The 24,195-nt window shown below is 71.0% G+C and carries 18 protein-coding genes and 1 pseudogene; 13 read left to right on the forward strand and 6 right to left on the reverse strand.

Annotated elements, in window-relative coordinates; all coding sequences use genetic code 11:
• Positions 1-122 precede the first annotated feature (122 nt).
• The gene (locus tag ACR80Q_RS09630) at positions 123-2,162 is read right to left on the reverse strand and encodes a beta-class carbonic anhydrase (RefSeq protein WP_435377387.1); all 2,040 of its coding nucleotides are present in this window, start codon (positions 2,160-2,162) and stop codon (positions 123-125) included.
• 103 nt (positions 2,163-2,265) lie between these two features.
• Positions 2,266-2,427 (reverse strand): annotated as a pseudogene (locus tag ACR80Q_RS09635) (FAD/NAD(P)-binding protein); the annotation flags it as partial.
• A gap of 183 nt (positions 2,428-2,610) precedes the next feature.
• Here ACR80Q_RS09635 and ACR80Q_RS09640 point away from each other — a divergent pair.
• Both ACR80Q_RS09640 and ACR80Q_RS09645 read left to right on the forward strand, forming a co-directional pair.
• Positions 2,611-2,829, forward strand: coding sequence for a hypothetical protein (locus ACR80Q_RS09640; RefSeq protein ID WP_435377388.1), 219 nt, complete (start codon positions 2,611-2,613; stop codon positions 2,827-2,829).
• Positions 2,830-2,980: 151 nt separating this feature from the next.
• Positions 2,981-3,238 carry a hypothetical protein gene (locus ACR80Q_RS09645; protein WP_435377389.1) on the forward strand — a complete coding sequence of 86 codons (258 nt, stop codon included), beginning with the start codon at positions 2,981-2,983 and terminating at the stop codon, positions 3,236-3,238.
• A 470-nt stretch (positions 3,239-3,708) separates the two neighbouring features.
• On the opposite strand, the gene ACR80Q_RS09650 is transcribed toward ACR80Q_RS09645, so the two are convergent.
• Positions 3,709-6,321, reverse strand: a complete 2,613-nt coding sequence (locus tag ACR80Q_RS09650) for a PQQ-dependent sugar dehydrogenase (RefSeq protein ID WP_435377390.1) — start codon at positions 6,319-6,321, stop codon at positions 3,709-3,711.
• 289 nt (positions 6,322-6,610) lie between these two features.
• Positions 6,611-7,555 (reverse strand): sugar phosphate isomerase/epimerase family protein, encoded by a 945-nt coding sequence (locus tag ACR80Q_RS09655; RefSeq protein WP_435377391.1) that lies wholly within the window; start codon positions 7,553-7,555, stop codon positions 6,611-6,613.
• Positions 7,556-7,676: 121 nt separating this feature from the next.
• Here ACR80Q_RS09655 and ACR80Q_RS09660 point away from each other — a divergent pair, with 121 nt between their 5' ends.
• The 10 genes from ACR80Q_RS09660 to ACR80Q_RS09705 all read left to right on the forward strand — a co-directional run bounded on the left by ACR80Q_RS09660 (position 7,677) and on the right by ACR80Q_RS09705 (position 18,432).
• Positions 7,677-8,852, forward strand: coding sequence for an ROK family transcriptional regulator (locus ACR80Q_RS09660; RefSeq protein ID WP_435377392.1), 1,176 nt, complete (start codon positions 7,677-7,679; stop codon positions 8,850-8,852).
• Positions 8,853-8,898: 46 nt separating this feature from the next.
• A complete protein-coding gene (locus ACR80Q_RS09665; RefSeq protein ID WP_435377393.1) occupies positions 8,899-9,885 on the forward strand; it encodes a hypothetical protein in 987 nt (328 codons plus the stop codon).
• Between the two features lie 72 nt (positions 9,886-9,957).
• Positions 9,958-10,800 carry an ABC transporter permease gene (locus tag ACR80Q_RS09670; protein ID WP_435377394.1) on the forward strand — a complete coding sequence of 281 codons (843 nt, stop codon included), beginning with the start codon at positions 9,958-9,960 and terminating at the stop codon, positions 10,798-10,800.
• Positions 10,797-11,624: an ABC transporter ATP-binding protein gene (locus tag ACR80Q_RS09675; protein WP_435377395.1), complete on the forward strand. Its 828-nt coding sequence runs from the start codon at positions 10,797-10,799 to the stop codon at positions 11,622-11,624. The genes ACR80Q_RS09670 and ACR80Q_RS09675 overlap by 4 nt, the downstream gene beginning before the upstream one ends.
• Entirely contained in the window at positions 11,621-12,676 is a 1,056-nt protein-coding gene (locus ACR80Q_RS09680) for an aliphatic sulfonate ABC transporter substrate-binding protein (RefSeq protein WP_435377396.1), read from the forward strand. Before ACR80Q_RS09675 ends, ACR80Q_RS09680 begins: the two co-directional genes overlap by 4 nt.
• Positions 12,673-13,728, forward strand: coding sequence for a Gfo/Idh/MocA family protein (locus ACR80Q_RS09685; protein WP_435377397.1), 1,056 nt, complete (start codon positions 12,673-12,675; stop codon positions 13,726-13,728). Before ACR80Q_RS09680 ends, ACR80Q_RS09685 begins: the two co-directional genes overlap by 4 nt.
• Positions 13,729-13,808: 80 nt before the next feature.
• Positions 13,809-15,107: a chromate transporter gene (locus ACR80Q_RS09690; RefSeq protein ID WP_435377398.1), complete on the forward strand. Its 1,299-nt coding sequence runs from the start codon at positions 13,809-13,811 to the stop codon at positions 15,105-15,107.
• A gap of 75 nt (positions 15,108-15,182) precedes the next feature.
• Positions 15,183-16,676, forward strand: coding sequence for a sulfatase family protein (locus tag ACR80Q_RS09695; protein WP_435377399.1), 1,494 nt, complete (start codon positions 15,183-15,185; stop codon positions 16,674-16,676).
• On the forward strand, positions 16,660-17,640 hold the full coding sequence (locus tag ACR80Q_RS09700) for a formylglycine-generating enzyme family protein (protein ID WP_435377400.1): 981 nt from the start codon (positions 16,660-16,662) through the stop codon (positions 17,638-17,640). Before ACR80Q_RS09695 ends, ACR80Q_RS09700 begins: the two co-directional genes overlap by 17 nt.
• 42 nt (positions 17,641-17,682) lie before the next feature.
• Positions 17,683-18,432: a sulfite exporter TauE/SafE family protein gene (locus tag ACR80Q_RS09705; protein ID WP_435377401.1), complete on the forward strand. Its 750-nt coding sequence runs from the start codon at positions 17,683-17,685 to the stop codon at positions 18,430-18,432.
• Between the two features lie 72 nt (positions 18,433-18,504).
• Here the strand turns inward: ACR80Q_RS09705 and ACR80Q_RS09710 are convergent, their stop codons facing one another.
• Together ACR80Q_RS09710 and ACR80Q_RS09715 are read right to left on the reverse strand one after the other, a co-directional pair.
• Positions 18,505-19,857: an ROK family transcriptional regulator gene (locus tag ACR80Q_RS09710; protein WP_435377402.1), complete on the reverse strand. Its 1,353-nt coding sequence runs from the start codon at positions 19,855-19,857 to the stop codon at positions 18,505-18,507.
• 2,467 nt (positions 19,858-22,324) lie between these two features.
• Positions 22,325-23,623 (reverse strand): ISL3 family transposase, encoded by a 1,299-nt coding sequence (locus ACR80Q_RS09715; protein ID WP_435377403.1) that lies wholly within the window; start codon positions 23,621-23,623, stop codon positions 22,325-22,327.
• Between the two features lie 295 nt (positions 23,624-23,918).
• Between ACR80Q_RS09715 and ACR80Q_RS09720 the strand changes: the two genes are divergently transcribed.
• A partial coding sequence (locus ACR80Q_RS09720; protein WP_435377404.1) for a hypothetical protein occupies positions 23,919-24,195 on the forward strand: 277 nt, incomplete at its 3' end.

Consider the following 24,195-nt stretch of genomic DNA (forward strand, 5'->3'; position numbering starts at 1 on the left):
GGTGGGCCGGTCACCAGGGTCCGGTGCACCCGACGCCGGTGCCGCAGCGCCCCCAGCCGCACGACGCCGCCCCCGCGTCGCCGAGCGCCACCACACCGCGCCGACGTCCCGACGGACGACGGCTACCCCTCCTGCACCTCGCGCAGCAGGCCGGTGGCGACGTCGAACACGAAGCCCCGCACCTGGGTGGTGTCGGGGACGAACGGGCTGGTGCGGATGCGGGCCAGGGACTGGCGGACGTCGGTGTCGAGGTCGGTGAAGGCCTCGGGAGCCCATGGGGGCTTGACGCCGGTCTCGTCCCGGATCTGCTCCCGGAACGCGTCGTCGGTGAACGTGAGCATGCCGCAGTCGGTGTGGTGGATCAGGACGATCTCGCGGGTGCCCAGCAGCCGCTGGCTGATGGTGAGCGAGCGGATCTCGTCGTCGGTGACGACGCCGCCGGCGTTGCGGATGACGTGGGCCTCGCCGTCGCCCAGGCCCAGCAGGCGGTACACGTCGAGGCGGGCGTCCATGCACGCCACGACGGCGACGTGCTTGGACGGCGGCAGGGGCAGCGGGCCGGTGAAGGTCTCGGCGTAGCGGGCGTTGTTGGCGAGCAGGTCGTCGGTGACGGACATGGTTCTCCTCGGGTGGGTGCGGTCGGCGATCAGGTGCTGCGGCTCAGGCGACGTGGTTCCCCCCGGAGCGGCATGGGTGTGGTGTGAGGGGGGTGGCGCGGGCGGTCGGAGCGGGAGGTGCTCAACGACAGGCAGCGGTGCGGGCACGCATGAGGTCGACGTGACGACCGGCGTGCGCGGGGGCGCACCACCCGCCACCGCGCCCGCGTGGTGCCGGCGACGGCGGGCCAGGACCTGCTTGGCCGCGATGTCGGCCCCCGCCAGCAGGGGGGACGGCACCCCCGGTGAGGCTCCGATGGCGCTGCCCACCTGCGTGCTCGCCGCGGGGATCCCGATGACGACGACGGAGGGGTCGACGCTGCCGTCGGCGGCGACGAGGTTGTGGCCGGCCACCACCTCCTCCTCCAACGCGGCGGGGGTCGCGTCCATGCTGGCGGTGGCACGACCGTCGACCCGGTGGACGCGCGCCCGGCCGGAGTCCAGCAGGGACCGCAGCAGCGGGTCGTCGGTGCCAGGCACCTCGCCCTTGGACATGCGGGCCTCGACGAGCACCCGGGCCTCGGCGGAGCGCCCGGTGATCGGCGAGTCCGCCCGGAACAACCGCTGCTGCGGGTCGAGGGAGACGGTGAGACCGGGGCCGAGCAGGTCGACCACGCCGGCCTCGACGAGCGCCAGGACCTGCCGCGCCCGGTGCGCCGGCGGCCCGGACGCCAGGAACAGGCCGTCCTCGCCGAACCAGCCGTGGACGTCGCGGACGAGGGAGGCGCCGTCGAGGGCGCCCGCGGTCGCGACCTTGTCGACCTGCCCGCGCAGGGCGGCCATGGCGGCGTTGACGGCCGCGCGCGGGTGCATCGCGGCCCGGCTCATGGAGCCCAGCTCGTCATCGACGAGGCGGGCCACGAGGTCGGCCCACCGGGCCGCGGTCACCGGTCGGCGTCCCGTCGGGTGACGGAGGTGGTCGAGCTGCCAGGACCACGCGGGGTCGTCGATGTGGGTGCGGAGCACCTCCTCGACGTCGTGGACGTCCCGGGCGGCGTCCAGCGCGGCGAGCCAGTCGCCCGTCACGGCCCCGGGCGCGTGACCCTGCGTCGCCTGCAGGTGGGCCCGGGCCAGCTCGCGGGCCAGGACGGGCCACATCTCGCGGTCGAAGTCGACGTGTCGCCGGTCGCCGAGCGCGGCGAACCACTCCGTCGTCGCCCACCGCGCCGAGAAGGGGCGGACCGGTCGACCGCCGTCGGGCTTGCTGCGGTACGGCAGCCCCCGCCTGGACCCGACCACGAGGCGCGGCTCGCGACCCGACGGCAGGTAGTGCAGCCGCCCGTGCGGGTCGTCCGGCACCGGACGGAACGAGCCTCCCCACTCGGCCATCAGCTCGCCCACGACGTCGAAGAAGTTCGCGCCCAGCCCCCGCACCAGGACGGTCTGCCCCGCGGGGAGGCCACGGACGTCGCGCTCGGCCGGCAACCCGGGCTCGACGTAGCGCAGGCCCCAGGCCCGCGCCGTCCGGACCAGGCGGGCCACGTCGGCGGAGCGGCGGCCCTGCACCCGCCACCAGGTCGGGTCCCGTCGCGGCGGGACCGGTCATGGGGGTGGAGCCGTCGGGATGGATCGTCGGGGCCCGCGCCTGCGTGTTGTTGAGGTACGCGCCCGTCTGACGCGTGGACCACGTCGACCCGGCGCCGACCTCGCACGCGTCGACGACGGCCACCCGGACCGGGGCGCACCCGGTCGCCCTGGCCGCGACCCGCAGCAGGGTGGCCACACCGCGTGGCCCGCCCCCCACGACGACGGCGTCGAACTGCTCCGTCATGGGCCCATCGTGGCGGCACCGGCCGGGAGGGGCGACCGCACGTCGGGGTGGCAGGCCTACGACCGGCCCGTCCGGTTCGCGGCGCCGCGTCCACGGTCGAGGTGCGGGCCACCGGCGAGGGGGCAACGTGACGACCGGCACGACGGGACGACCACGACGGCCAGCAGAGGCAGGGGCAGCAGCATGGATGCACTCACGGTCACAGGTGCGCAGGTCCGCCGTCGCGGTGATGGCGAGACAGTGGTCGTCGAGCCCTGGGGACGCGACAGCGTCCGCGTCCGGGCGGTCGTGCTGGGCGAGGTCGCGGACGACGACTGGGCCCTGCTGCCGCCCGGTGACGACCAGGCCCGGGGTGACGTCGTCGTCGAGGGGGACAGCAGCCGGGCGGCGGGTACCGCCTGACCGCCGCGTTCGAGAGCGACCCGGACGAGCGGCTCGCCGGCATGGGCCAGTACAGCCGCACGTCCTCGACCTCGAGGGGAGCACCCTTGAGGCGGGCCCACCGCAACCCCCAGGCCAGCGTCCCGTTCGTGCTGTCCAGCGACGGCTACGGATGCTCTGGCACAACCCCGCCGTCGGGCGGGCGACGTTCGCCCGCAACCGGACGGAGTGGGTCGCGGCGGCGACCCAGCAGCTGGACTGCTGGGTGACCGCGGCCGGGTCTCCCGCCGCGATCAGCGCGGCCTGCGCCGACGCGACCACCCACGACGGCGGTCAGGTGCTCGACGTGGACGCCCCGCTCGCGAGCATCCCCTTGTTCCTGCGCGACGGGCGTCGCCACGAGCTGCGGCGGGCGCTGCCCGGGTCCTGATGCGGCGCCGTCGTCACGGGTGGCCGTCCCCGTACGGTCCGGCGCCACGGCGAGCGGTGTCGACGACGCCTGGAGCAGGACCCCTGGTGACGGGCGGGTCCGAGGGGGCACGTCCCTTGTCGCCGGGGACCTGAGCGGAGCAGGACAGGTGCGCCTCGAGCTGTGGCTCCTCTGTGGCCCCGGCGAGATTCGAACTCGCGACACACGGTTTAGGAACGCGTGCTCGACGGCAGGGTCGAGGGTGCTCCGCTCGCCTGACCTGCATAGATGGTTGTGGTCGTCTCTCGCTGCTGCGGGTCCGCGCTCGCCCTGGTGCGGACTTTCTGCGGACCGACGGACGCGGCAGCTCACCGGCCAGGCCGCCGTCACCCGCGTTTCCGGGATGGGGGGAGGGGCCGTCCCTTTGTTCGGACGGCCCCTCTCCCGGGTCGGCCGAGCGTCCCCGAAAAAGCCCGGTCGACCCGAGTGCCTCAGCCGGGCTGCTCGATCTCCTCGATCATGCGCTCGACGTCCCGGTCGAGATCCGGGTCGTCCACGGTGTCGGCCAGACGTCGCAGGGCCGCGACCGCCTGTCCGTCACGACCGACCGAGAGGTGGTGCTCCACCTGGCGCAGGAAGGCCATCGCCCGGTTGGCCTGCGACGTGGAGAGCCCCCCGTCGGCGAGCAGACGGTCGACGTGGGCCGTGAGGTCGCCCACCGTCACCGGCGGGTACGTCGCCACCCCCTGGCCCAGGAAGTCGATCGCGTCGACGTTGAAGGCGTTGTTGGCCGAGGCGGTGAACACGAAGTAGAGGGTGTGGGTGCCTTCCGTGCTGGTGACGGCCGCCGGTTCGGTGTCGGCGTAGGTGTCCGTGCTGCCGGTCGGCGTTATCTCCGTCGTGGCGACGACCGGGCCGTCGGGCGCGTCGAGACGAGCCTCGATGGTGCCGGTGCCCGAGGCGGCGACCCGGTAGCTGATCTCGTCGATGCCCTGCAGGTTGACGGGCTCGAACGCAATCCAGTCACCGGTCCCGATGCCGGCGACGCGGTAGGCGCCCTCGGCGTAGGCGTCGCTGCGGGACTCCGAGGTGCCCTGCTGCGCGCTGTAGTGCTCTGCCTGGCGGTGCTTGGGCTGAAGGATCGTGCTTGCGGTCCCGGTCAGCGCCGAGGCGCCGTCGGCTCCTTCGTCGGTGTAGGTGGCGTTGAGGACGTAGAAGAAGTTGGCGTCCTGCCCGTGGCCCTCGGTGCTCGTGGTGAAGCTGCCCTCGCAGCCCATGAGCTCCTCCAGCGGGTGGGCGTGGGAGTCGTGGCCGATCGCGGGCTGCACGACGACCTGGTCGCAGTCGACCTCGCCGTCTTCCGGGTCGGTGACCTCCACCGTGTACTCGACGGTCTCGCCGGCGCCGACGAAGCCGCCGTCCACCGGCGTCACGATGGTCACGGTGGGAGCGGTGTTGCCGACCGTCACGTCGACCCCGACCGAACCGGTGCGTCCGGTGTCGTCGGTGACCCTGAGCACGGCCGTGTAGTCGCCCGCCTCGTCGTAGGTGTGCGTCGGGTCGGCCTGGTCGGAGGTCGCGCCGTCGCCGAAGTCCCAGGCAAAGGTCAGGGTCTGGCCCTCGTCCTGGTCGTACGACCCCTCGCTGGAGAAGTCGACCGTCAGCGGTGTCGCGCCGTTGTCGGGCGTCGCGGACGCGCGGGCAACCGGGGCCCGCTCACCGGGCGGGGCGTAGGCGATGCGGTAGATGCCGTCGTCGGGGTTGTTGCGGCCGAAACCGCGGCCCCACTCCGCCAGGTACATGGCACCGTCCGGGCCGAAGGCCATGTCCATCGGTGCGTTGAAGCGTGTCTCCGGCAGGAACGGTTCCGTGGACACGGGACTCCCGTCCTCAAGGGTGACCGCGGCCAGGAAGTGGGCGCCCCACTCGTAGAAGAAGCCCTTGCCGTCGTAGTACTCGGGGAACGCCACGTCGGAGTCGAGGTCCGGGTCGTAGCGGTAGACGGGCCCCGCCATCGGGGCCCCACCGGTCCCCAGCTCCGGGAACGTGGGATCGGTCGTCGTCTTCGAGTACGCGATGTCGGGTGCCACGGCGGGCGGCAGCTGCCTGAGGCCGGTGTTGTTGGGCGAGTCGTTGACGAGGTCGTCGCAGTCGAACACGGCGCCGGAGGTGCCGGTCGCGAAGTCGTAGTCCGTGTAAGGCAGGTTCGGGCCGTGGCAGTAGGGCCAGCCGTAGTTGCCGGGACCGTCCAGGACCATCCACTCGACGTAGCCCTCGGGTCCGCGCAGCGCGCTGCCCGTCCGCGCGTCCGGACCGTAGTCCGCGAGCAGGATGGTGCCGTCCTGCTGGTCCACCGTCATGCGGAACGGGTTGCGGAAGCCCATGGCGTAGATCTCGGGGCGAGCGAGGTTGGTCCCGGGCGCGAACAGGTTGCCCTCGGGGATCGTGTAGCCGCCGTCGGCGGTGTCGGTCGGGGTGATGCGCAACAGCTTGCCGCGCAAGTCGTTCGTATTGCCTGAGCTCCGCTGGGCGTCGAACTCCTCGCGCCCGGGGCGCTCGTCGATCGGGGTGTAGCCGTCGGACTCGTAGGGCTGCGTGTCGTCTCCGGTCGACAGCCAGAGGTCGCCCTCGGGGCCGAACTCGATCGAGCCGCCGACGTGGGAGGGCCGGGGCGGGAACGTGGTCGGGATCTCGAGCAGCCGGACCTCGCTGTCGAGCTCGAGGGTGTTGCCCTCGACGTGGATCCGAGAGAGGACCTTCGACTGAGTGGCGATGGAGGAGTAGTACAGGTAGATCCACCCGTTCGAGGTGAAGTCCGGGTCCAGGGCCAGGCCCTGCAGACCGCTCTCGCCGCGGGTGTCGACCTCGACGGCGCCGGCGGTCACGGTCGTCCCCGTGTCGGGCAGGAAGATGCGCAGCCCGCCCGTGCGCTCGATGAAGAAGACCCGACCGTCGTCGGCGACGGTCAGCTGCATCGGTTGTGTGACCTCCGTGGCGAGCGGGACCTTCTGGAAGTTGGCCTGCGGTGGGGGCTCGGCGGCCTCCTCGGTGGCGGAGGCGCTGCTGGCAGCCCCGGCGACTGCGAGGGACGCGCAGGTCAGCATTGCGACAATGCGAGGGATGGGTGACCGGTGACGCATGGTGCTCCTCTCCTGGTCCGCGTCGTCGCGGACCCAGCGGGCGGGGTGGTGCGCGGCCGGGGCAGCGGTGCCCCGGTCGCGGANGCTGGCAGCCCCGGCGACTGCGAGGGACGCGCAGGTCAGCATTGCGACAATGCGAGGGATGGGTGACCGGTGACGCATGGTGCTCCTCTCCTGGTCCGCGTCGTCGCGGACCCAGCGGGCGGGGTGGTGCGCGGCCGGGGCAGCGGTGCCCCGGCCGCGGAGCGGGGTCTCAGCCCCGGCAGGTGAGGAACTGGAAGCTGTCCTCGGCGAACTCGCGGTCGGTCGGCGTCTGGTCGGTCTCCACGATGTAGTACTTCACGTGCCCGCGGGCGGCCTCGAAGATCGGGCCCCAGTCGATGTCGCCCTCGCCGACGTCGGTCTGGGACGCAACGGTGTAGGGGGCCTCGGCGTCCTTGACATGGAGAAGCTCGATCCGGTCCTTGTACTGCTCGATCAGCGCGGCTGAGTCGATCCCGGCGTTCTCGGCCCAGAAGATGTCCAGCTCGAAGGTCACGTAGCGGGGGTCGGTGTTGGCCACGATGGCTTCCCACGCGGTGGTGGTCTCGCCGGTCTCGGGGTCGGTCACCACGGTGGTGAACTCCCAGTTGTGGTTGTGACCGAAGATCTTGCCGGTGCCGTTCTTGACCGACAGTTCGCCGAAGCGGTTGAGCTGTTCGGCCGTGGCGAGAACGTCGGCGTAGGTGCTGCTGCCGTTGCGAGCGATGCCGGGCTGGCCGAACCCGCCCGAGCCGGTGTAGCGCTGCCCGAAGGACTTGGCCGAGACGAGGTAGTCGTCGAAGGTGTCCTCGTTGTAGGCGGCCTGGCCGCTGGAGGCCTTGAGCCGGTACCGCTTGAGGAGGGACTCGAACTCCCCGTCGGGTAGGGCGTAGGTGGCCGCGTAGGGCTGCACCTCGCGGTAGCCGACCTCGGCGAGGGTGGCCAGCACCTCCTCCAACCCCACCTCGGCGATCCACGCCCGGGCGCTGTAGAGCTGGAAGCTCACCCTCGGGGTGGGGATACGGATGTCCGAGCAGTCGGTCCCCGGGACGCGGCCCGGGTTGGGGGCGGCGGTCGCCGGGCCGGCCACCAGGGCTCCGGTGGCGGCCAGCGCAAGGGCGGCGGTGGTGGCGAGGGCGGCACGGACGCTGCGGCCAGGAGTGCGGGTCGGGGTCATGCGAGGTCTCCTACTCGAGTGGCTTCATTGCTCACGGGTAGCAAACAAACACTTGGCTGTCATGCGAGTCAAGGGGTTGGAGCGCTTGACATCGAGGACGTGGACTGGTTCTTTTCTCACCGTGAGCAATGAAGCCACGCCTCGAGGCGGCGAAGAGACAGGCGGCGTCCGCCGTCAGGTGCTCTCCGTCCTGCGCGACGAGGGCCGCCTCACCCGGATCGAGCTCAGCCGCCGGACCGGGCTCTCCCCGACGACGATCACCAGGGTCGTCAGCCAGCTGCTCCAGGAAGGGTGCGTGGCCGAGGCCGAGACGGTGACCCGGGGGCGCACGGGACGGCCCGGCACCCAGGTCGCGGTCGTGCCCTCCGCCTGCGGGGTCCTGGGTGTCCACCTCGGCGTCGGCGCCGTGCGGTTCGGGCTCGTGGACGCGGGGGGCAACGACCACGGTCGTGAGGGGTTCGACTACGACCCCCGCTGCGACGCCGAGACTGTGCTCACCCGGGTCGCCGTCGCTCTCTCCGAGATGCGTGCCCGCCGTACCCCGGGATCACCCGACCGTACTCTCGGCGTGGGTGTCGCGGTGCCCGGCCCGGTCGACGACTTCGGACGCAGGCTGCTCATGCCGATGAACCTCGGCTGGCGCGACGTGCCGGTGGCAGACCTGCTCGAGGAGCGTCTGGGCCTGCCCGTCGTGGTCGAGCACAACGTCCGTGCCATGGCCCTGGCCGAGGCCAGGGTGGGGCTCGGTCGCGGGCTGGGCAGCGTCGCGTTCGTGTACCTGAGGACCGGCCTGGGCGCGGGGCTCGTGGTCGCGGGGCGCGGCTTCCAGGGAGGTGTCCGCGGTGCGGTCGAGCTCGGCCACCTCCGTGTCGTCGATCACGGGGCGCCGTGCGTCTGTGGGGGGCACGGATGTCTGGAGACCGTCGTGTCCGACCGGGCCCTGCGCCACATCCTGAGCGGCCTGCAGGTCGACCCCGAAGACGCCGAGCCGCTGGTGGCGCTCGTGGCGGCCGCCGAGAGCTCGTCGTCCGCGGCATCGGCGCTCGATGAGGTCATCACCCATCTCGCGACCGGGCTGGCAGCGCTCATGAACCTCCTCACGCCAGAGCTGATCCTGCTCGGCGGTGCCTTCGCGCACGTCCCCGACTCCCTCGTCGACCGGCTCGCCGACGAGACGCGCGCCGCGGTCTTCCCGGTGATCCGGGCGGCGGTCCGCATCCAGCGCTCGGGTCTGCCTCAGGACCCCGGCGTCGACGGCGCTGCGACCGTCGCCCTCGACCGGTTCTTCTACTGCTGACCACCCGACCCGAACCTGCCCCGACCAGCCACCCGAGGAGACAATGATGTCCACCACCACGGCACGCATCCAGCTGCCGCTGCACCAGCTCGACCCGCTCGACTCCGACGTCGTGCTCAGCCCCGAGGCGAACGAGCCCGGCTACTGGGTCGGCTGCGCCGGCGTGCTGCACGAGCCGGCCCGCGACCGGTTCGTCATGACGTACCGCCGGCGCCGCCCCCGCGAGCACCACGAGGGTGACCGGGGCCACCGCTGCACCGTGGCCGTCAGCGACGACGGACTCCACTTCCGCGACGTGTGGTCCGTCGACAAGCAGGAGCTGGGCTCGCCGTCGATGGAGCGCTTCAGCCTCACGCCGGTCGAGGGCGGCTACCGCCTGTTCCTCAGCTACGTCGACCCGGCCGACAACCGGTGGCGCATCGACGCCGTCGACGCACGGGACGTCGACCAGTTCGACGTCGCCGGACGCACCCCGGTCCTGACGGCCGGCTCGACCGGCACCGAGGGTGTGAAGGACCCGTACCTCCTGCAGCGGGGACCGGTCACGTACCTCTTCGCCAGCTACGCGGAGCGGCTGGCGGACCGCGCTCAGGCCGACCAGGCCCACGCGTCGGCGGACATCTTCAACGTGGGGGCGACCACGCACCCCACGGGCCTGGCCACCAGCGTGGGCGGTCAGCCGTTCACGTGGCACGGCCAGGTGCTCGGCGTCGGCTCCGGCTGGGACCGCTACCAGGCCCGCCTCAACTCCGTTGTCCCGATGCCGGCCGGGGGTGGCTTCGTCGGCTTCTACGACGGTTCGGCCGGTCACGAGGAGAACTACGAGGAGCGGGCCGGCCTGGCCGTCTCGGCCGACCTGTTCACCTGGCACCGGCTGACCCCGGACCGCCCGTGGACCACCGGTCCGCACGGCAGCGGCTCCGTGCGCTACGTGGACGCGCACCTCGTCGGTGACGAGTGGTGGATCTACTTCGAGACCACGCGGGCCGACGGCTCGCACGAGCTGCGCCTCGCCCGCCGAACGGTGGGCTGACCGATGACAGGAGGCACGACCATGACCCCGGACAACAACCCTGGCCCAACCCCAGGGACCGCCCCGCCGGGCATGCCGGCCACGCCCGACAGCCGGGCCGCCGCCGGTTCCAGCGGCAGCCTGGCCGGCACGCCGGCGACATCCGGACGGCCCCGTCGCCGCCGCGGGGAGTCCCTGACCGGCCTCTACGTCCTCACCCTGGTGCTGGGCATCGGGCTCTGGTGGGTGGTCGCGATCATCAGCGACAACGACCTCGCCCCTCTGCCGCCCGAGGTCCTCGCGAGCTTCGTCGAGGGCTTCCGGGACGGCTGGCTCGTAGAGGCAACCCTGGTGAGCCTCGGCCGGGTGCTGACCGGGTTCGTGCTGGGTGTGGCCCTGGCCATCCCCGCCGGGTTCCTGATGGGCTGGTACCGGCTGGCTCGAGGCCTCCTCGAGCCCTGGGTCCAGTTCTTCCGGACGGTCCCGCCGCTGGCTCTGATCCCGCTCGTCATCGTCTTCCTCGGCATCGGGGAGTCGGCCAAGGTCTTCATCATCTTCCTGGCGTCCTTCCTCGCCTGCGTCATCGCGGTCTTCCAGGGCGTCAAGAACGTCGACAACACTCTCATCAACGCCGCCCGGGTCCTGGGCGCGAAGGACGGCACCATCTTCCTGCGCGTCGTCATCCCGGCGTCGACGCCCTTCATCTTCGTCGGCATGCGGGTGGCGCTGGGCTCGTCCTGGGCGACCCTGGTCGCCTCGGAGCTGCTGGGTGCGTCGTCCGGCATCGGCCGGCTGATGCAGGTCGCCCAGCAGTTCCTGCAGACCGACCGGATCGTCGTCGGCATCATCGTGATCGGCGTGCTCGGCTTCGCCATGGACCGCCTCCTCCTGCTCGCCGAACGACGGCTCACGAGCTGGCAGGAGGTGCGGGCATGAGCGCCGACCCGATGGTCTCCGTCCGCAACGTCTCGAAGGTCTTCGAGAGCGCCCGCGGCACCGTGCACAGCCTGCAGGACGTCTCGCTCGATGTGGCCCCGGGCGACTTCGTCACCCTGGTCGGCCCCAGCGGCTGCGGCAAGAGCACCATGCTCAACCTGGTCGGCGGGCTGCTCGAGCCCACCTCGGGGGAGCTGCTGGTCAATGGCCGGCCCGTCCACGGCCCGGGCCCCGACCGTGGGGTCATCTTCCAGCAGTACGCGCTCTTCCCCTGGCTCACGGCCGAGCAGAACGTGGCCTTCGGGCTCCGGCTGATGGGGCTCAGCAAGAAGGAGCAGCGCGAGAAGGCGCAGCACTACCTCGAGCTGGTCGGTCTCGGCGGCTTCGCCAAGGCGCTGCCGAAGGAGCTGTCCGGCGGCATGAAGCAGCGGTGCGCCATCGCCCGGGCGTACGCCGTCAACCCCTCGATCCTGCTGATGGACGAGCCGTTCGGCGCCCTCGACGCACTGACGCGGGTCGGCATGCAGGACGAGCTGCTGGCGACCTGGGAGCAGGAGCGCCGCACGATCATGTTCATCACCCACGACGTGGACGAGGCCGTGTACCTGGCCAACCGCGTGGTCGTGATGAGCCCTCGACCCGGCCGCATCACCGACATCGTCGACGTCCCCCTGCCGTACCCGCGCACGGAGGAGATGCGCCTGTCGGACGAGTTCGCCCACATCCGGGCCCGCGTCTGGCGCGGTGTGCACCACCGCGACGACACCGACGTCACCACCAGCACGACCCCCACCGCACCCACGAGCAACGGAGCCACGACATGAACGTTCGTCCCCTGCCCGCAACCATCACCGCCACGGTGGTCGGCCTCTGCCTGGCCCTGGCCGCCTGCGGCGACGACGCCGCCGACCCGGCGGAGTCCGCCGCCGGTTCCGACGCCACCGCCGCCGCCGAGGAGCAGGAGCCGGTGCAGCTCGACGTCGGCTACATCGACACCAGCATCAACGGAGTCGGGCTGATCTGCATCGCCAACGAGCTCGACCTGTGGGAGCAGGAGAACATCGACGTCAACCTGACCCCGTTCACCAACGGGCCCACGCAGGTCCAGGCGATGGCCGCCGACTCCCTCGACATCGGCTACATCGGCGGTGGCGCGACCTGGATGCCCATGTCCGGTCAGGCCGTCATCGTCACCCCCAACGAGGGCACCTACGGCGATTACCTCATCGCCTCGCCCGAGTCGGGCGTCACCGACGTCTCCGGCATTGAGGGCATGCGCGTCGGGGTCCCGGACGGCGGCTCCGGGGAGATGATCCTCAACCTCGCGCTGGAGGAGGCAGGCCTGACCGTCGACGACATCGAGCGCGTCCCGCTCGATCCCCCGGCCGTGGTGTCCGCCTTCGTCAGCGGCCAGATCGACGTCGCCGCCATCTTCTCCCCGCTCAGCGACCAGATCATCGAGAGCGTGCCCGACGCCGAGGTCATCGCCAACAATCGCGACTTCCCCGAGACGGTGTTCCTGGGCGGCTGGGTCGCCTCGCCCCAGGCGGTCGAGGAGGACCCCGAGGCCGTCCAGCGCTTCCTGCAGGTGTGGATCCAGGCCAACGACTACCGCATCGAGAACCCCGAGGCCTCCGTCGAGTGCGCCGCCGAGACCTCCGGCGCCCCGGCGGAGCAGCTGCAGGGCCAGGTCGACAACCTCGAGTGGTACCCCTCCGAGCAGGTTCTCGAGGACAACGAGTCCGGTACCACGGCCGAGCGCTTCCAGTCGCTGCAGACCCTCTTCCTCGAGCTCGGTCGCCTGGAGACCGAGGCGTCGCCGGAGGAGTGGCTGAACACCGAGCTGTACTCGCAGGCCCTGGAGAACGTCGGATGACGGCGGCAGCACCGGTGAGGATCGGCGTCCTGGGCGCCGGGTTCGTCGCCGAGCTGTACCTCCGCTCCCTGCAGCACGTCCGGGGGCACGACGTCACCGTCATCGCCGGCTCCACCCCTGACCGGGCCCAGGCGCTCGCCGAGCGCTTCGACGTCCCCGCCGTCGTCACGGGGGTCGACGCCCTCGTCGTCCGGGACGACGTCGACCTGGTCCTCGTCGCCGTCCCCCACGACCTGCACGTGCAGGCCGTGGGCGCCGCGGCCGCCGCCGGCAAGGGCGTCGTGTGCACCAAGCCGCTCGGCCGTTCCGGCGCGGAGGCCCAGGCCTGCCTCGATGCGGTCGAGAAGGTCGGGGTGTGGCACGGCTACGCCGAGACGGAGGTGTTCGCCCCCGGCCTGGTCAAGGCCAAGCAGATGGTCGACGCGGGCGCCATCGGCCGGGTCCACTGGGTCCGCGCCCGTGAGGCGCACGGCAACCCGCACCCGCACGCCCGGGACCGGGAACGGATGGGCGGCGGGCCCCTGAGGGGCCTCGGCTGCCACTGCGTCGCCATCGGCCGCTGGTTCCTCGAAGGTGCCCAGCCGGTCGAGGTGATGGCATGGGGCGACCGTCTGGTCCGCGACGACGTCACGGCCGAGGACAGCGCCGTCATGCTGGTCCGTTTCGACGACGGGCGGCTCACGCAGGTGGAGGTCGGCTGGACCCACACCCCGGGTCTGGACGTCCGCAACGAGATCCACGGCTCCGACGGCTGGATCGGCACCGACGAGACCGGTAGCACGGGTGTGCACGCGTTCGCGGGGCGCCCGGCCGGCTACGTGGTGGAGAAGGCCGGAGCCGCGACGGGCTGGATGACCCCGGTCCCGGACGAGCCGTGGACCTACGGCTACCACGCGGAGCTCGACCACTTCGTCGACTGCTTCGCGCGTGGGGTCGAACCGCGCCAGACCCTGCGTGACGGGGTCGTCGACAACGCCGTGGTCGACGCCGGCTACCGGTCCATGGAGAGCCGCTCGTGGGAGCCGGTCGTCCTGCCCGGGGCCTCCGCGTAGTGACCGCTCGATCGGCTCGGACTCCGACCGGGACGGCGTTCGCGCCGTCCCGGTCGGGCCGCTGGGGTCAGCTGGTCGCGATGCTGACGGTCGGCACGGTGGGCTTCGGGGGCGGAAGTGCCCTCATCCCGCTGGTGGAGGACCAGCTGGTCCGTCGGCGTCGCGTCCTGGACGCCGAGACGTTCACCCAGCACGCCGTGGTCGCGAGCATCACCCCTGGTGCCCTGCCCGTGAAGCTGGGTGGCCTGGCCGGGCTGCACACCTCCGGCGCGGGCCTCGCGCTCGTGCTGTCGCTGGCCGTGGCACTACCCGGGACCGCGGCCACGTTGGCGCTGGTGACGGCGGTGGCGGCCGGTGGCAGCGACCTGGTCCGGCTGGTCGAGCTGGCGTCCGTGGGCATCACCGTCTTCATCATCGCCCTGCTGGTCCACTACGGGCAGCAGGTGGTCGGACGGCATGCCGGCCGCCCGGTCTGGCCCCTGGCCGTCATCGTGGTGGTGGCGGCGCTGACCGGCGCGGACGTGCTGGTGGAGCTGGGCGCACGTCTCATCGGTCGCGACGTGGACCCGTCCTGGCCGGCCCTGCCTGCCGTCGGGGCCATCGCCCTGGGCGGGGTCGTGGTCGCGGCGCGTGCCGTCGCGCGCGCGGTCCGGTCCCGAGGAGTCGCAGCACCGCCGCCCCGGACTGACCCGTTCCAGCGGCTGCCGCGTCGGCTCCCCGTGGTCTCGACCGTCCTCGTGCTGGCGTCAGCGGGTCTGCTGGGCGTCGGCCTGGCCTGGGTGGTGACGGGCGCGGACGGGGTACGGCTGATGGGCCTCGTCCTGCTGTCGACCACCACCTCCTTCGGCGGCGGAGAGGCCTACGTCGGAGTGGCCGACGCCGTCTTCGTAGGGGGCGGTCACGTGGACTCCCAGACCTACTACAGCCAGCTCGTCCCCATCGCGAACGCCCTGCCCGGCCCGATCCTGGTCAAGCTGGCGGCCGCGGTCAGCTTCGACGTCGGGTCCACGGAGGCGGGCCTCGTCGGTGCCTGGTCGCTCGGTGCGGCGGCCGCCGTCGTCGCCGTCACCAGCTGCACGGCGGTGGCGGTGCTCGTCATGGCCGGGTTCTCCCGCGTGCAGGGGTCACCGGTCGCCCGCGACATCGGTGCCGTCGTCCTGCCCGTGATCTGCGGCCTGCTGCTCACCACGGCGGCCGCGATGCTCGGCGCCGTCGCCGACGTCGCCGAGTCGGAGGGGACGCCAGCCGCGCCGGTCCTGTGGGCCTGCGTGCTGGGGGTCGTCGCCGTCCTCGCTCTCCGGCACCGCCGCATCGTGCCCGACGCCGCCCTGGTCATCGGCTGCGGCGGCCTCGGTGCGGCGCTGCTGCTCCTGCTCTGACCCCTCGACCCCCTGCCCGACCGCGTTCCCCGATCCGACCCTCGTCCCGATCCACGCGAACAGGAGTAGCCCACCATGACCTCCGAACCGACCGCGCGGCGACGCCCCAACATCGTCATGATCCTCACCGACGACCACGCGTCTCAGGCCATCAGCGCCTACGGCTCTGCGGTCAACCGGACGCCGCGCATCGACGAGATCGCCGACCACGGGGTGCGCTTCGACAGCTGCTTCGTGACGAACTCGCTGTGCACGCCGAGCCGGGCCTCGATCCTGACCGGCACCTACAGCCACATCAACGGCGTCACGACGTTGGTCACCCCGATCGACGCCAGCCAGCCCACGTTCGTCTCCCAGCTGCGGGAGGCCGGCTACCGCACGGCCATGGTGGGCAAGTGGCACATGGGTGACGGTGAGGGGCACGACCCGCAGAACTTCGACTACTGGGACGTCCTGATCGAGCAGGGCGAGTACCACGACCCCCGGCTGCTGAGCGAGGACGGCCTGCGCACGGTGGAGGGCTACGCCACCGACATCATCACGGACCTGTCGATGCGTTGGGTGGAGAGCCTCGAGGGCGACGACCCGTGGTGCGTGCTGATCTACCACAAGGCTCCGCACCGTCCGTGGGAGCCCGACGAGGCCCACCAGGGGATGTACGCCGGGGTGGACATCCCGCTGCCGCGCACCTTCTACGACGACTACGAGACCCGTTCGGTCTCGGCCCGCCGTGCGGCGATGCGGATCGCCGAGCACCTGAACGCCGACGACCTCAAGCAGGACCCGCCGGCCGGACTGTCCTACGAGGAGACCGCGCTGTGGAAGTACCAGCGCTACATGGAGGACTACCTCGCCTGCGTGGCCTCGGTGGACGACAACGTGGGGCGGGTCACGGACTGGCTGCGCGAGCGCGGCGACTTCGACGACACGATGCTGATGTACGTCTCCGACCAGGGGTTCTTCCTGGGGGAGCACGGCTGGTTCGACAAGCGCTTCATGTACGAGGAGTCCCTGCGGATGCCCCTGGTGATCTCCTACCCCCGGCGGGTCGAGGCGGGACAGGTGCACGACGGGATCGTGACCAACGTCGACTTCGCCCAGACCATCCTGGAGGCGGCGGGCGTGCCCGCCCACCCGCGCATGCAGGGGCGCGCCTTCTGGGCCGACATCGCCGGCGGTGAGGCCCTCCCGCCTGCGGAGGGGATGTACTACCGGTACTGGGAGCACGACGACGTCTTCCACAAGGCGCCCGCCCACTACGGCTACCGCACCGACCGGTACAAGATCATCTACTACTACAACGACGGCATGGGGCTGCCCGGGACCGGTCCGTTCACCTACTCCCACGAGTGGGAGCTGTTCGACCTGCAGGCGGACCCCGACGAGGTGCGCAACGTCTACGACGACCCCGCCTACGCCGACGTCCGCGCGGACATGGCCCGCCGGATGTGGCTGGCGCAGGCCGCGGTCGGTGACGCCCCGCACCCGGACCAGCCGGTGCCCGACGGGGTCGAGCCGCCGACCGTTTCGGCACCCGCCCGTGTCCGTGAGCATGTCGCGGCCGACTGACGGCGGGCAGGCACCGCCCCACCCGTGCTGCGTCCCCGCGCGCGACAGGGCGGGCGAGGGCGTCGCCGGGGCCTCGTCGGACGTGGTGCTCCCTCGGGCGCGCACGGGGGAGCACCTCCTCGAGCAGTGCCGGGTCCCGGCCGGGTGGTTCGCGATGGGGGAGCAGTCCGCGGACGGCAACCCCGGGGACGGTGAGCGCCCGGTCCACCAGGTCGAGCTCGGGGGCTTCGACATCGACGCCACGACCGTGACCAACGACGACTTCGGTCGCTTCGTGGCCGACACGGGTCGCGGGACCGCGGCGGAGGAGTTCGGGTTCTCGGCCGTGTTCCACCTCGCGGTGGCGGCGCCGGAGGAGGACGTCGTCGGTCGTGCCGCCGGCACCCCGTGGTGGGTGGGGGTCCGCGGCGCGACCTGGCGAAGTCCCGGCGGCCGGCGGTCCGACCTGGACGGTCTGGGCGACCACCCCGTCGTGCACGTCAGCTGGGACGACGCCGTCGCCTACTGCCGCTGGGCCGGCCGTCGCCTGCCCAGCGAGGCCGAGTGGGAGCGTGCCTCGCGCGGTGGACGCGAGGGTGACCGCTACCCGTGGGGGAACGAGCCCCCGGACGAAGGGGGGTGGCGGGCCAACATCTGGCAGGGCGAGTTCCCCTCGACCAACACCGCGGCGGACGGCTGGGTGACGACCGCCCCGGTCCGCTCCTTCGCCCCCAACGGGTTCGGGCTGTGGCAGACGGTGGGCAACGTGTGGGAGTGGTGCGCCGACTGGTACGACCCGGGCTGGTACGGCCGGTCTCCGGCCAAGGACCCCCGGGGCCCGGCCGACGGTGGCACGAGGGTCCTTCGCGGTGGCTCGTACCTGTGCCACGACTCGTACTGCAACCGCTACCGCAACGCGGCGCGATCGTCGAACACCCCGGACTCCTCGATGGGCAACGCCGGGTTCCGGACCGTCGCGCTGTGAGACGCCGGTGGGCCCGGTGACGGTGTCCCCGGGTGGCCGGACGTGACCGAGCCGGTCGTGCTGAGCGGTGTCCTGGTGGTCGCGGTCCTCCTGGGGTCGGCGGCGCAGCGGGTCACCGGCGTGGGGTTCGCCCTGGTGGTCTCGCCGTTCGCCGTCCTCGCTCACGGGGCCCAGGGCGGTGTCGTCGTCGTCTGCGTGGTCGGTGCGAGCGGGGCGACGGTCGTCCTGGCACTCACCCGTCGCGACGTCGACGTGCCGGTGCTGCGACGCCTGCTCCTGCCGGCGGGTCTCGGTGTGGTCCTGGGCGCGGCACTGCTGGCCGTCCTGCCGCCCGGTCCCGCGCAGGCCGCCGCGGGAGGGGCCGTCGTCCTGGGGGTGCTCGCGGCCGCGGTCGCGGGCCGGTTCCGTCCCGTCGCCCCCGGGCGGCGCGTGCTATGGCTGGCCGGGACCGCCTCCGGGACGATGAGCGCCCTGGCCGGGCTCGCCGGACCGGCGCTGGCCGTGCTGGCCCTGATGACCCGTTGGCCGCAGGCGCGGTTCGTCGCCACCGTCCAGCCCTACTTCGTCATCGTGGGTGCGGGGACGGTGGCTGCGATCGTGCTGACGGACGCCAGCGCCTGGCCGACCGTGTCCTCGTCGCTGTGGTTGGCGCTGGGGGCCGCCATGCTGCTGGGTACCTCGCTCGGTCACCGGGCGCAGCCGTTCCTGCCCGGCGGTTGGGTGCGGGCTGGCGTGCTGGCGGTGTCGTTGGCAGGCGGCCTCGTCGCGGTGGCCGATGGCTTGTTCGGTTGAGCAACCGAGGGGATCCGAGCGAGACCGCCTCGGGGTTGCCGGTGTTCTCAGGGGGCCACGGCTTGAGGGGTCTCAGGAGTAGAAGAAACGGTCCAACGCCACCGACGCGGCCCCGATGACCCCGGCGTCCTCACCCAGGCTCGAGCGCTGGAGACGGACCGTGTCACGCAGCACCGGGAAGACCCGTCCCACCAGGCGCGCCTGGAGCAGCTCGAGGATGCGGTCCGGTGCGTCGTCGAACATGCCTCCGAACGCGATGAGCCGGGGATTGAGCAGGTTCACGGCGCTGGCCAGTCCCGTGGCCAGATGGTCGACCAGATCGTCGAGGACTGCCTGGGCTCGCGGTTCGCCCTCGTCCACGGCCGCGAGCAGGGCGGGCAGCGGCCGCTCCGCTGCTCGCCCGATCAGCTCCAGCTGCTGCTGCAGGTAGGGCTCCGAGGCAACGGTCTCGAGGCAGCCAGTTGCTCCGCAGGTGCAAGGGCGGCCCTTCTCCACCACCTGGAGGTGGCCAAGCTCGGTGACCCCGTAGGGGCCCGGGCGGAATGGTCGTCCGTCGATCACGGCACCCGCACCCACGCCGGTACGGATGTAGACGAAGAGCAGAGGGTCCGCGTCGTGGTGGCGGCCCAAGACTGCCTCAGCGAACGCCATCGCCCGCACGTTGTGGTCGACCACCGTGGGCAACCCGGTGGCCTCCTCGATCCGGTCGCTGAAGCGGACGTCCCGCCAGCCGAGGTTGATGGCCAGCACGTTCGTGCGGTTCGCGAGGTCGACCGGACCGGGCGCTGCGACCCCGACCCCGATGACGGGCCCGGACGGCTGCGACCGCCGCGGACGGACGATCTTCCGGACCTGGGTGGCGACCAGATCAAGGACCCGGTCCGACGGTGCGCTCTGGGGGTCGAAGACGATCTCGGCGGTCCGGATGGTGTGGCCCAGCAGGTCGCACAACCCGACGTTCACCGCGCCGGCCCGCACCTGCACACCGACCACGCTGGCGGCGCCGGGGACGATGGCCACGTCGGTGGAGGGCCGGCCGAGCTTCTGCCCGTTCGCGACCGTCGTGCCTTCGGCGATGACCCCGTCCGTGATCAGCTGGGCGACGACCTTGGTGATGGTCGTGGGCGAGAGGTCGAGTCGACGGGCCAGCTCGATCCGTGGCAACGGCCCCTCGTCCCGCAGTGCGCGCAGGACCAGAGATCGGTGGAGGCGCCGGACGTCCTGCAGGGACGAACGTCTTGCCGCCACGACACCTCCGACACCGGGCCACCGTCGCGGGCCCCTCCGGGGGATCCTAGGTGCTGGCCGTCCGTCCCACGCATGACCTGGTGCAGAGCGCCCGAGCGAAGCGTCAGCCGTGACCTCGGCCGCTCCCTCCCCGTAGCCGACCGGGCAGCCCCTGGGGCCGATCGTCGATCGGGCCATGACCGCGACCACCGCCCATCCCGGCCTCGAGCGGGACGGCTCGTGCGTAGCCGGGCTGGAACGGGAGTATCCGTTCCCGTCACATCATCGTCGTGCGGACGGCGACGCTGGCCGCCTCCCTTGGGCTGGATCTCACGGCCGAGATGGAGACCGAGAGATACGCGATGAGCCGGTTCGTCTCGGTCTGCGCCCCACCTGCCGCTTCCCACCTCGTGCCGGCCCCCGTGAGAGCAGGGACGACTCCGCGGCTCCGGGGTGGCGCTGATGGGGCGACGTAGCGTCGTGAGCGGGCACCCGCCCGCAACTGGGTGTGGAAGGCATCAACAACAACCAACGGACCTGGGGCCCACATGTGGATCGGGTGGCGGGTGGAAGCCTGATCGGCCACCCAGGCGGACTTCTGCGGACCTGCAAGTTCCCGTGGGCGAACCCGCGATCCCTTGTCCCAAGGCTCTGACCAGCAGTTTCGTTCGGTGGCCCCGGCGAGATTCGAACTCGCGACACACGGTTTAGGAAGCCAGTCGGAGTCGCTGCCCGGCGAGAGCACTTGAGGCGTCGTCTGCCTTGTTGACTTCTACTAACCGTGGTTGGTGGCGAGCGGTTGCGGACTTCGTGCGGACCGACTGCGGACCGAGCGCGACGGCCTGAGCAGTCGCATANGCCAGTCGGAGTCGCTGCCCGGCGAGAGCACTTGAGGCGTCGTCTGCCTTGTTGACTTCTACTAACCGTGGTTGGTGGCGAGCGGTTGCGGACTTCGTGCGGACCGACTGCGGACCGAGCGCGACGGCCTGAGCAGTCGCATAGAGGCGGTCGTCGCCATGGCTCGCGATGACTCCTGGGAGGGGGACCACCGTGCCCGTCGAGTCCGAGTTGAGCTGGAGGGTTGGGGGCGACGTGTTCGGCGGAGGATCGCGAGGCTACGCCGAGCCACTTCTTGCGATGCTGACGGACCAGGAGGTTGGATGAGGTCTCGACGCCCTCGTCTCAAAGCGGCGTCTTGGGTCGTTGTGTTTCATCGCTCTACAACGCCCGTTACCGAGGGGTGGCCGCTTGCGATGCGGTAACTTGGCGTGCGAGGCGCTGGCGCACTCTCTCTCGTTCGGATTGCTCAACGCACACTTGGGGATTCATATGTGGAAGATCGCTTCGTCTAGGGGCTTATTTCGTTCGCGCTTCGCGCCGCGGAGGAACGTGCTTGACGTAAACGTTCAAGCCGTGTTGGGCGTTGCGACGCCAGATGGTCCGCGGGCCAACTTTGCAGTACTCGAGCGGTTGATGTCAGATTTTTTGCTCGAGGCTTCATCCGGAACGCGTCGCTCATCACAGGTCTACTGCGGGCTCATTGCTGCTGCGCCAGGCACGCCGTTAGCGCAGTGCGGTCGAGGGAATGACGGCGCTTGGATCGCAATATCGACTGACTACATTGAGTACTTGTCTCGTGTTGCTGCGATGGCGGTCGAGTTTCCGAATTTAACCGCGTACGTCTCGTCGATGTCCTCCTTCGAAGCCCAAATGTCCTTTGACTCCTTGCGCGGAGGCGCGTTGCGGTTTTTGGATTGGTCGGCATCTAGCAGTACTGCCTCCCTTGCCGATCATGGGGAACTGTGGGCAAGTTCATTGGGTGGAGACGCTTGGCGCCTACACGCAGAGTCTGGTTTGGCTTGGGCTATCGCTCATGAGTTGGGACACCTCATGGAGGAGGGTAGTTCTAGTACTTATCGACGAGCGAGGCAAGACAAGATCAAGAGTTGGCGTGCCGATTTCCCTTTGTGGCCAGAGGAGCCCAAACACGCGCGTGAGCTACTCGCGGACGCTGCGGCCATTTCCTACCTTGCGGGGGGAGCATTGTCTATCGCTTTCGAGGAAAGGATGAACGGTTCTCTGATCGGGGCAGCGGCCCTAGCCATGCATGGATTCGTTTACGACGGTGCTCGGATTTCAGACTCCCATCCATCGCCGTACATGCGCTTATTCTTTTCTGTTAATGCTTGGTTGTCCTGGTTGCAGCAGAGGTCCAGCGGGGGGTGGCCTCCGGGATTGGCGGCCCCATCGCCCGCCGCGCTCGAAACGTTCGTCGACCTATTCCTCATGGTGGAGTGGCTGGGCGGCAATTACCGGTATGAAAGGCAAGGGCACCAGGCGTTCGAGTCAGATCGGGTGATGTGGCACGACATGCTCTGCTCGACTGCCGGACTTCGACCTCCCTATCGCTTCGACACGCCCGACTTCCTGTAATGCTCCACTAGATGCCATCCGTTGTCGCCTTGGCCGCCCCTGGCGGTACAACGTCACTGATTGCGCTGTCTCTAGTCAGGATCCAGCTGGTTGAACACCTGGCGCATAATCGGTGAGGATCGGCATGGCCAAGGCGCTCAGTGAAGCCTGGTGGGCCTGACCTGGTGGGCTGGCTGTAGACGGCGACCCATCTAGACAAGTCGGAATGTGGCTCTTGGCACTTCCGGTGGGGTCAGAGTCTCGGGTCGATGAGGCCGCCGCCGATGAGGAGCATCCGTAGCCGGTAGTTGTCGCGGTTGCGGAAGCCGCGGGCGATGCGGCGGTGCAGTTCGATGAGGCCGTTGATCGCTTCGGTGCCGCCGTTGCTGGCGCGGTCGGTGTCGAAGTAGGCCAGGAACGCCGCGCGCCACTGCTTCAGGGGCCGACCGAGACGGGCGACCTCGGGGATCGGACATGACGGCAGCGACGCGATCAGCTGCTCGGCGATCTTCTTGCCCTCGGCCGGCGTGGGGTGGCGGTAGGCCAGGCGCAGCTTCTGCGCGACGGACCACGCGACGAACACCGCGTCGTGCTCGGGGGACGTCGATGGCTCGCTCGAGGCGGGCCCACTGCCGGTCGGTGAGTTTCTCGACCCCGGCCCGCAGGACGGTGCGGATGCCGTAGAGCGGGTCACCCTTGCGGCCGCGATGACCGAGGGTGTCCTGCTGCACTCGGCGGCGGACCGCCCCCGCGAGCGGGGGTACCCCCAGTCGACGACCTGGGTCCCGAGCTTGATCACGTGGAACGCGTCGAGGACGGCGGTGGCGTCCTCGAGCTCGTCGTCGATGGCGTTCTTGTAGCCGTGGAACGGGTCCAGGGTCGCGACCTCGACCCGGCTCGTGAACGCCTCGCCGCGGGCCTGAAGCCAGTCGGCGTAGGCCCGACCCGACCGGCCCGGGACAAGGTCGAGTAGCCGCGCTCGGACGCGTCCGTGCTGGTCACGACTCAGATCGACCATCCCGGTCAGTTCCTTCGGGCCGCGCCCGCCGTCCTCGACGGGCTTGGTCGAGACGTGGTGCCAGACGTGCTCGTCGACCCCGAGCGCGGTGACGTCGTCGAAGCGGGCGGGGTCGGCGGCCATGGCGACCAGCAGCGGCTTGACCGCCCGCCAGACCGTGCGCCAGGTCGTCCCCAGCTGCCGGGCCAGGCCCGCGACCGACGCGTTCTCCCGACGCATCTGCCCCAGCGCCCACCATGCCGCGCGGGTCGTCAGCAGCGCTCGAGGTCGCGCGATCGCTTCGTGTATCTCGGTGAACGCGCCGACCGGGCAGGACGGTTCGGGGCAGCGCCAGGTCCGCTTGCGCCAGACCAGCCGGACCGCCCGGCCGCCGCAGGGCACGTCGACCAGCGACACCTCCCGACGCCCGCGGGCAACCGCCACGACGCCGCACTCATGACAGCCCATCGGCTCGGTCGGAGTCTCCACGACCACCCGTAGCCGGCCCGGCGCCGGCTGGTCGACGGCGACGACGTGCACGCCGGGCAGACCCACGAGCAGGTCGCAGCGGTCGCAGTAGCAGGACCGGACACGGGCGGGATCAGTGGCAGGGCGCGCGTCATCGCGCCCCGTAGGCTCGGACACGTCGAGGCCTTTCGGAGCAGGTTGCTTGGTCGCTCCTGATCTTGGAAGGCCTCGACCCTTCCGCCCCTCAGCTCACGCCCGCGTGTCCCTCACCCCACCGCAGGTACCAAGCGCCCCTTTCCTTCGCTGACAGGAGTGCCCCACGGGGCCTGGCCTTGACCTCGCCTCTCTGGCCGACGTCAGCCTCGGCTCGTACGGTGGACGCATGGTGACGGAACCGGTGTACCCCGAGGTCGCGTCCGACGGTGCCCTCGTAGTGCCCGTGCGACCTCCCGCTGCTCGCGAGGCCGTGGCCGTGGCTGACTACAAGGGGCATGTTCGAGGGCAGCGGGTGCTCGTCCTGCAGGCCACGGAGTGGGTGTTCGATGTTCGCGCCGTGAGTGAGCCGTACCAGGATGGGCGAGGTCGAACCGTCGTTGAGGTAACTTCCGAGGAGGCTTACTACCGCAACCCCGCCCCGCCTAGCCCGGGGCTTTCACGGG

It is taken from the genome of Aquipuribacter aurantiacus, assembly GCF_051216895.1.
Taxonomy (GTDB): Bacteria; Actinomycetota; Actinomycetes; order Actinomycetales; family JBBAYJ01; genus Aquipuribacter.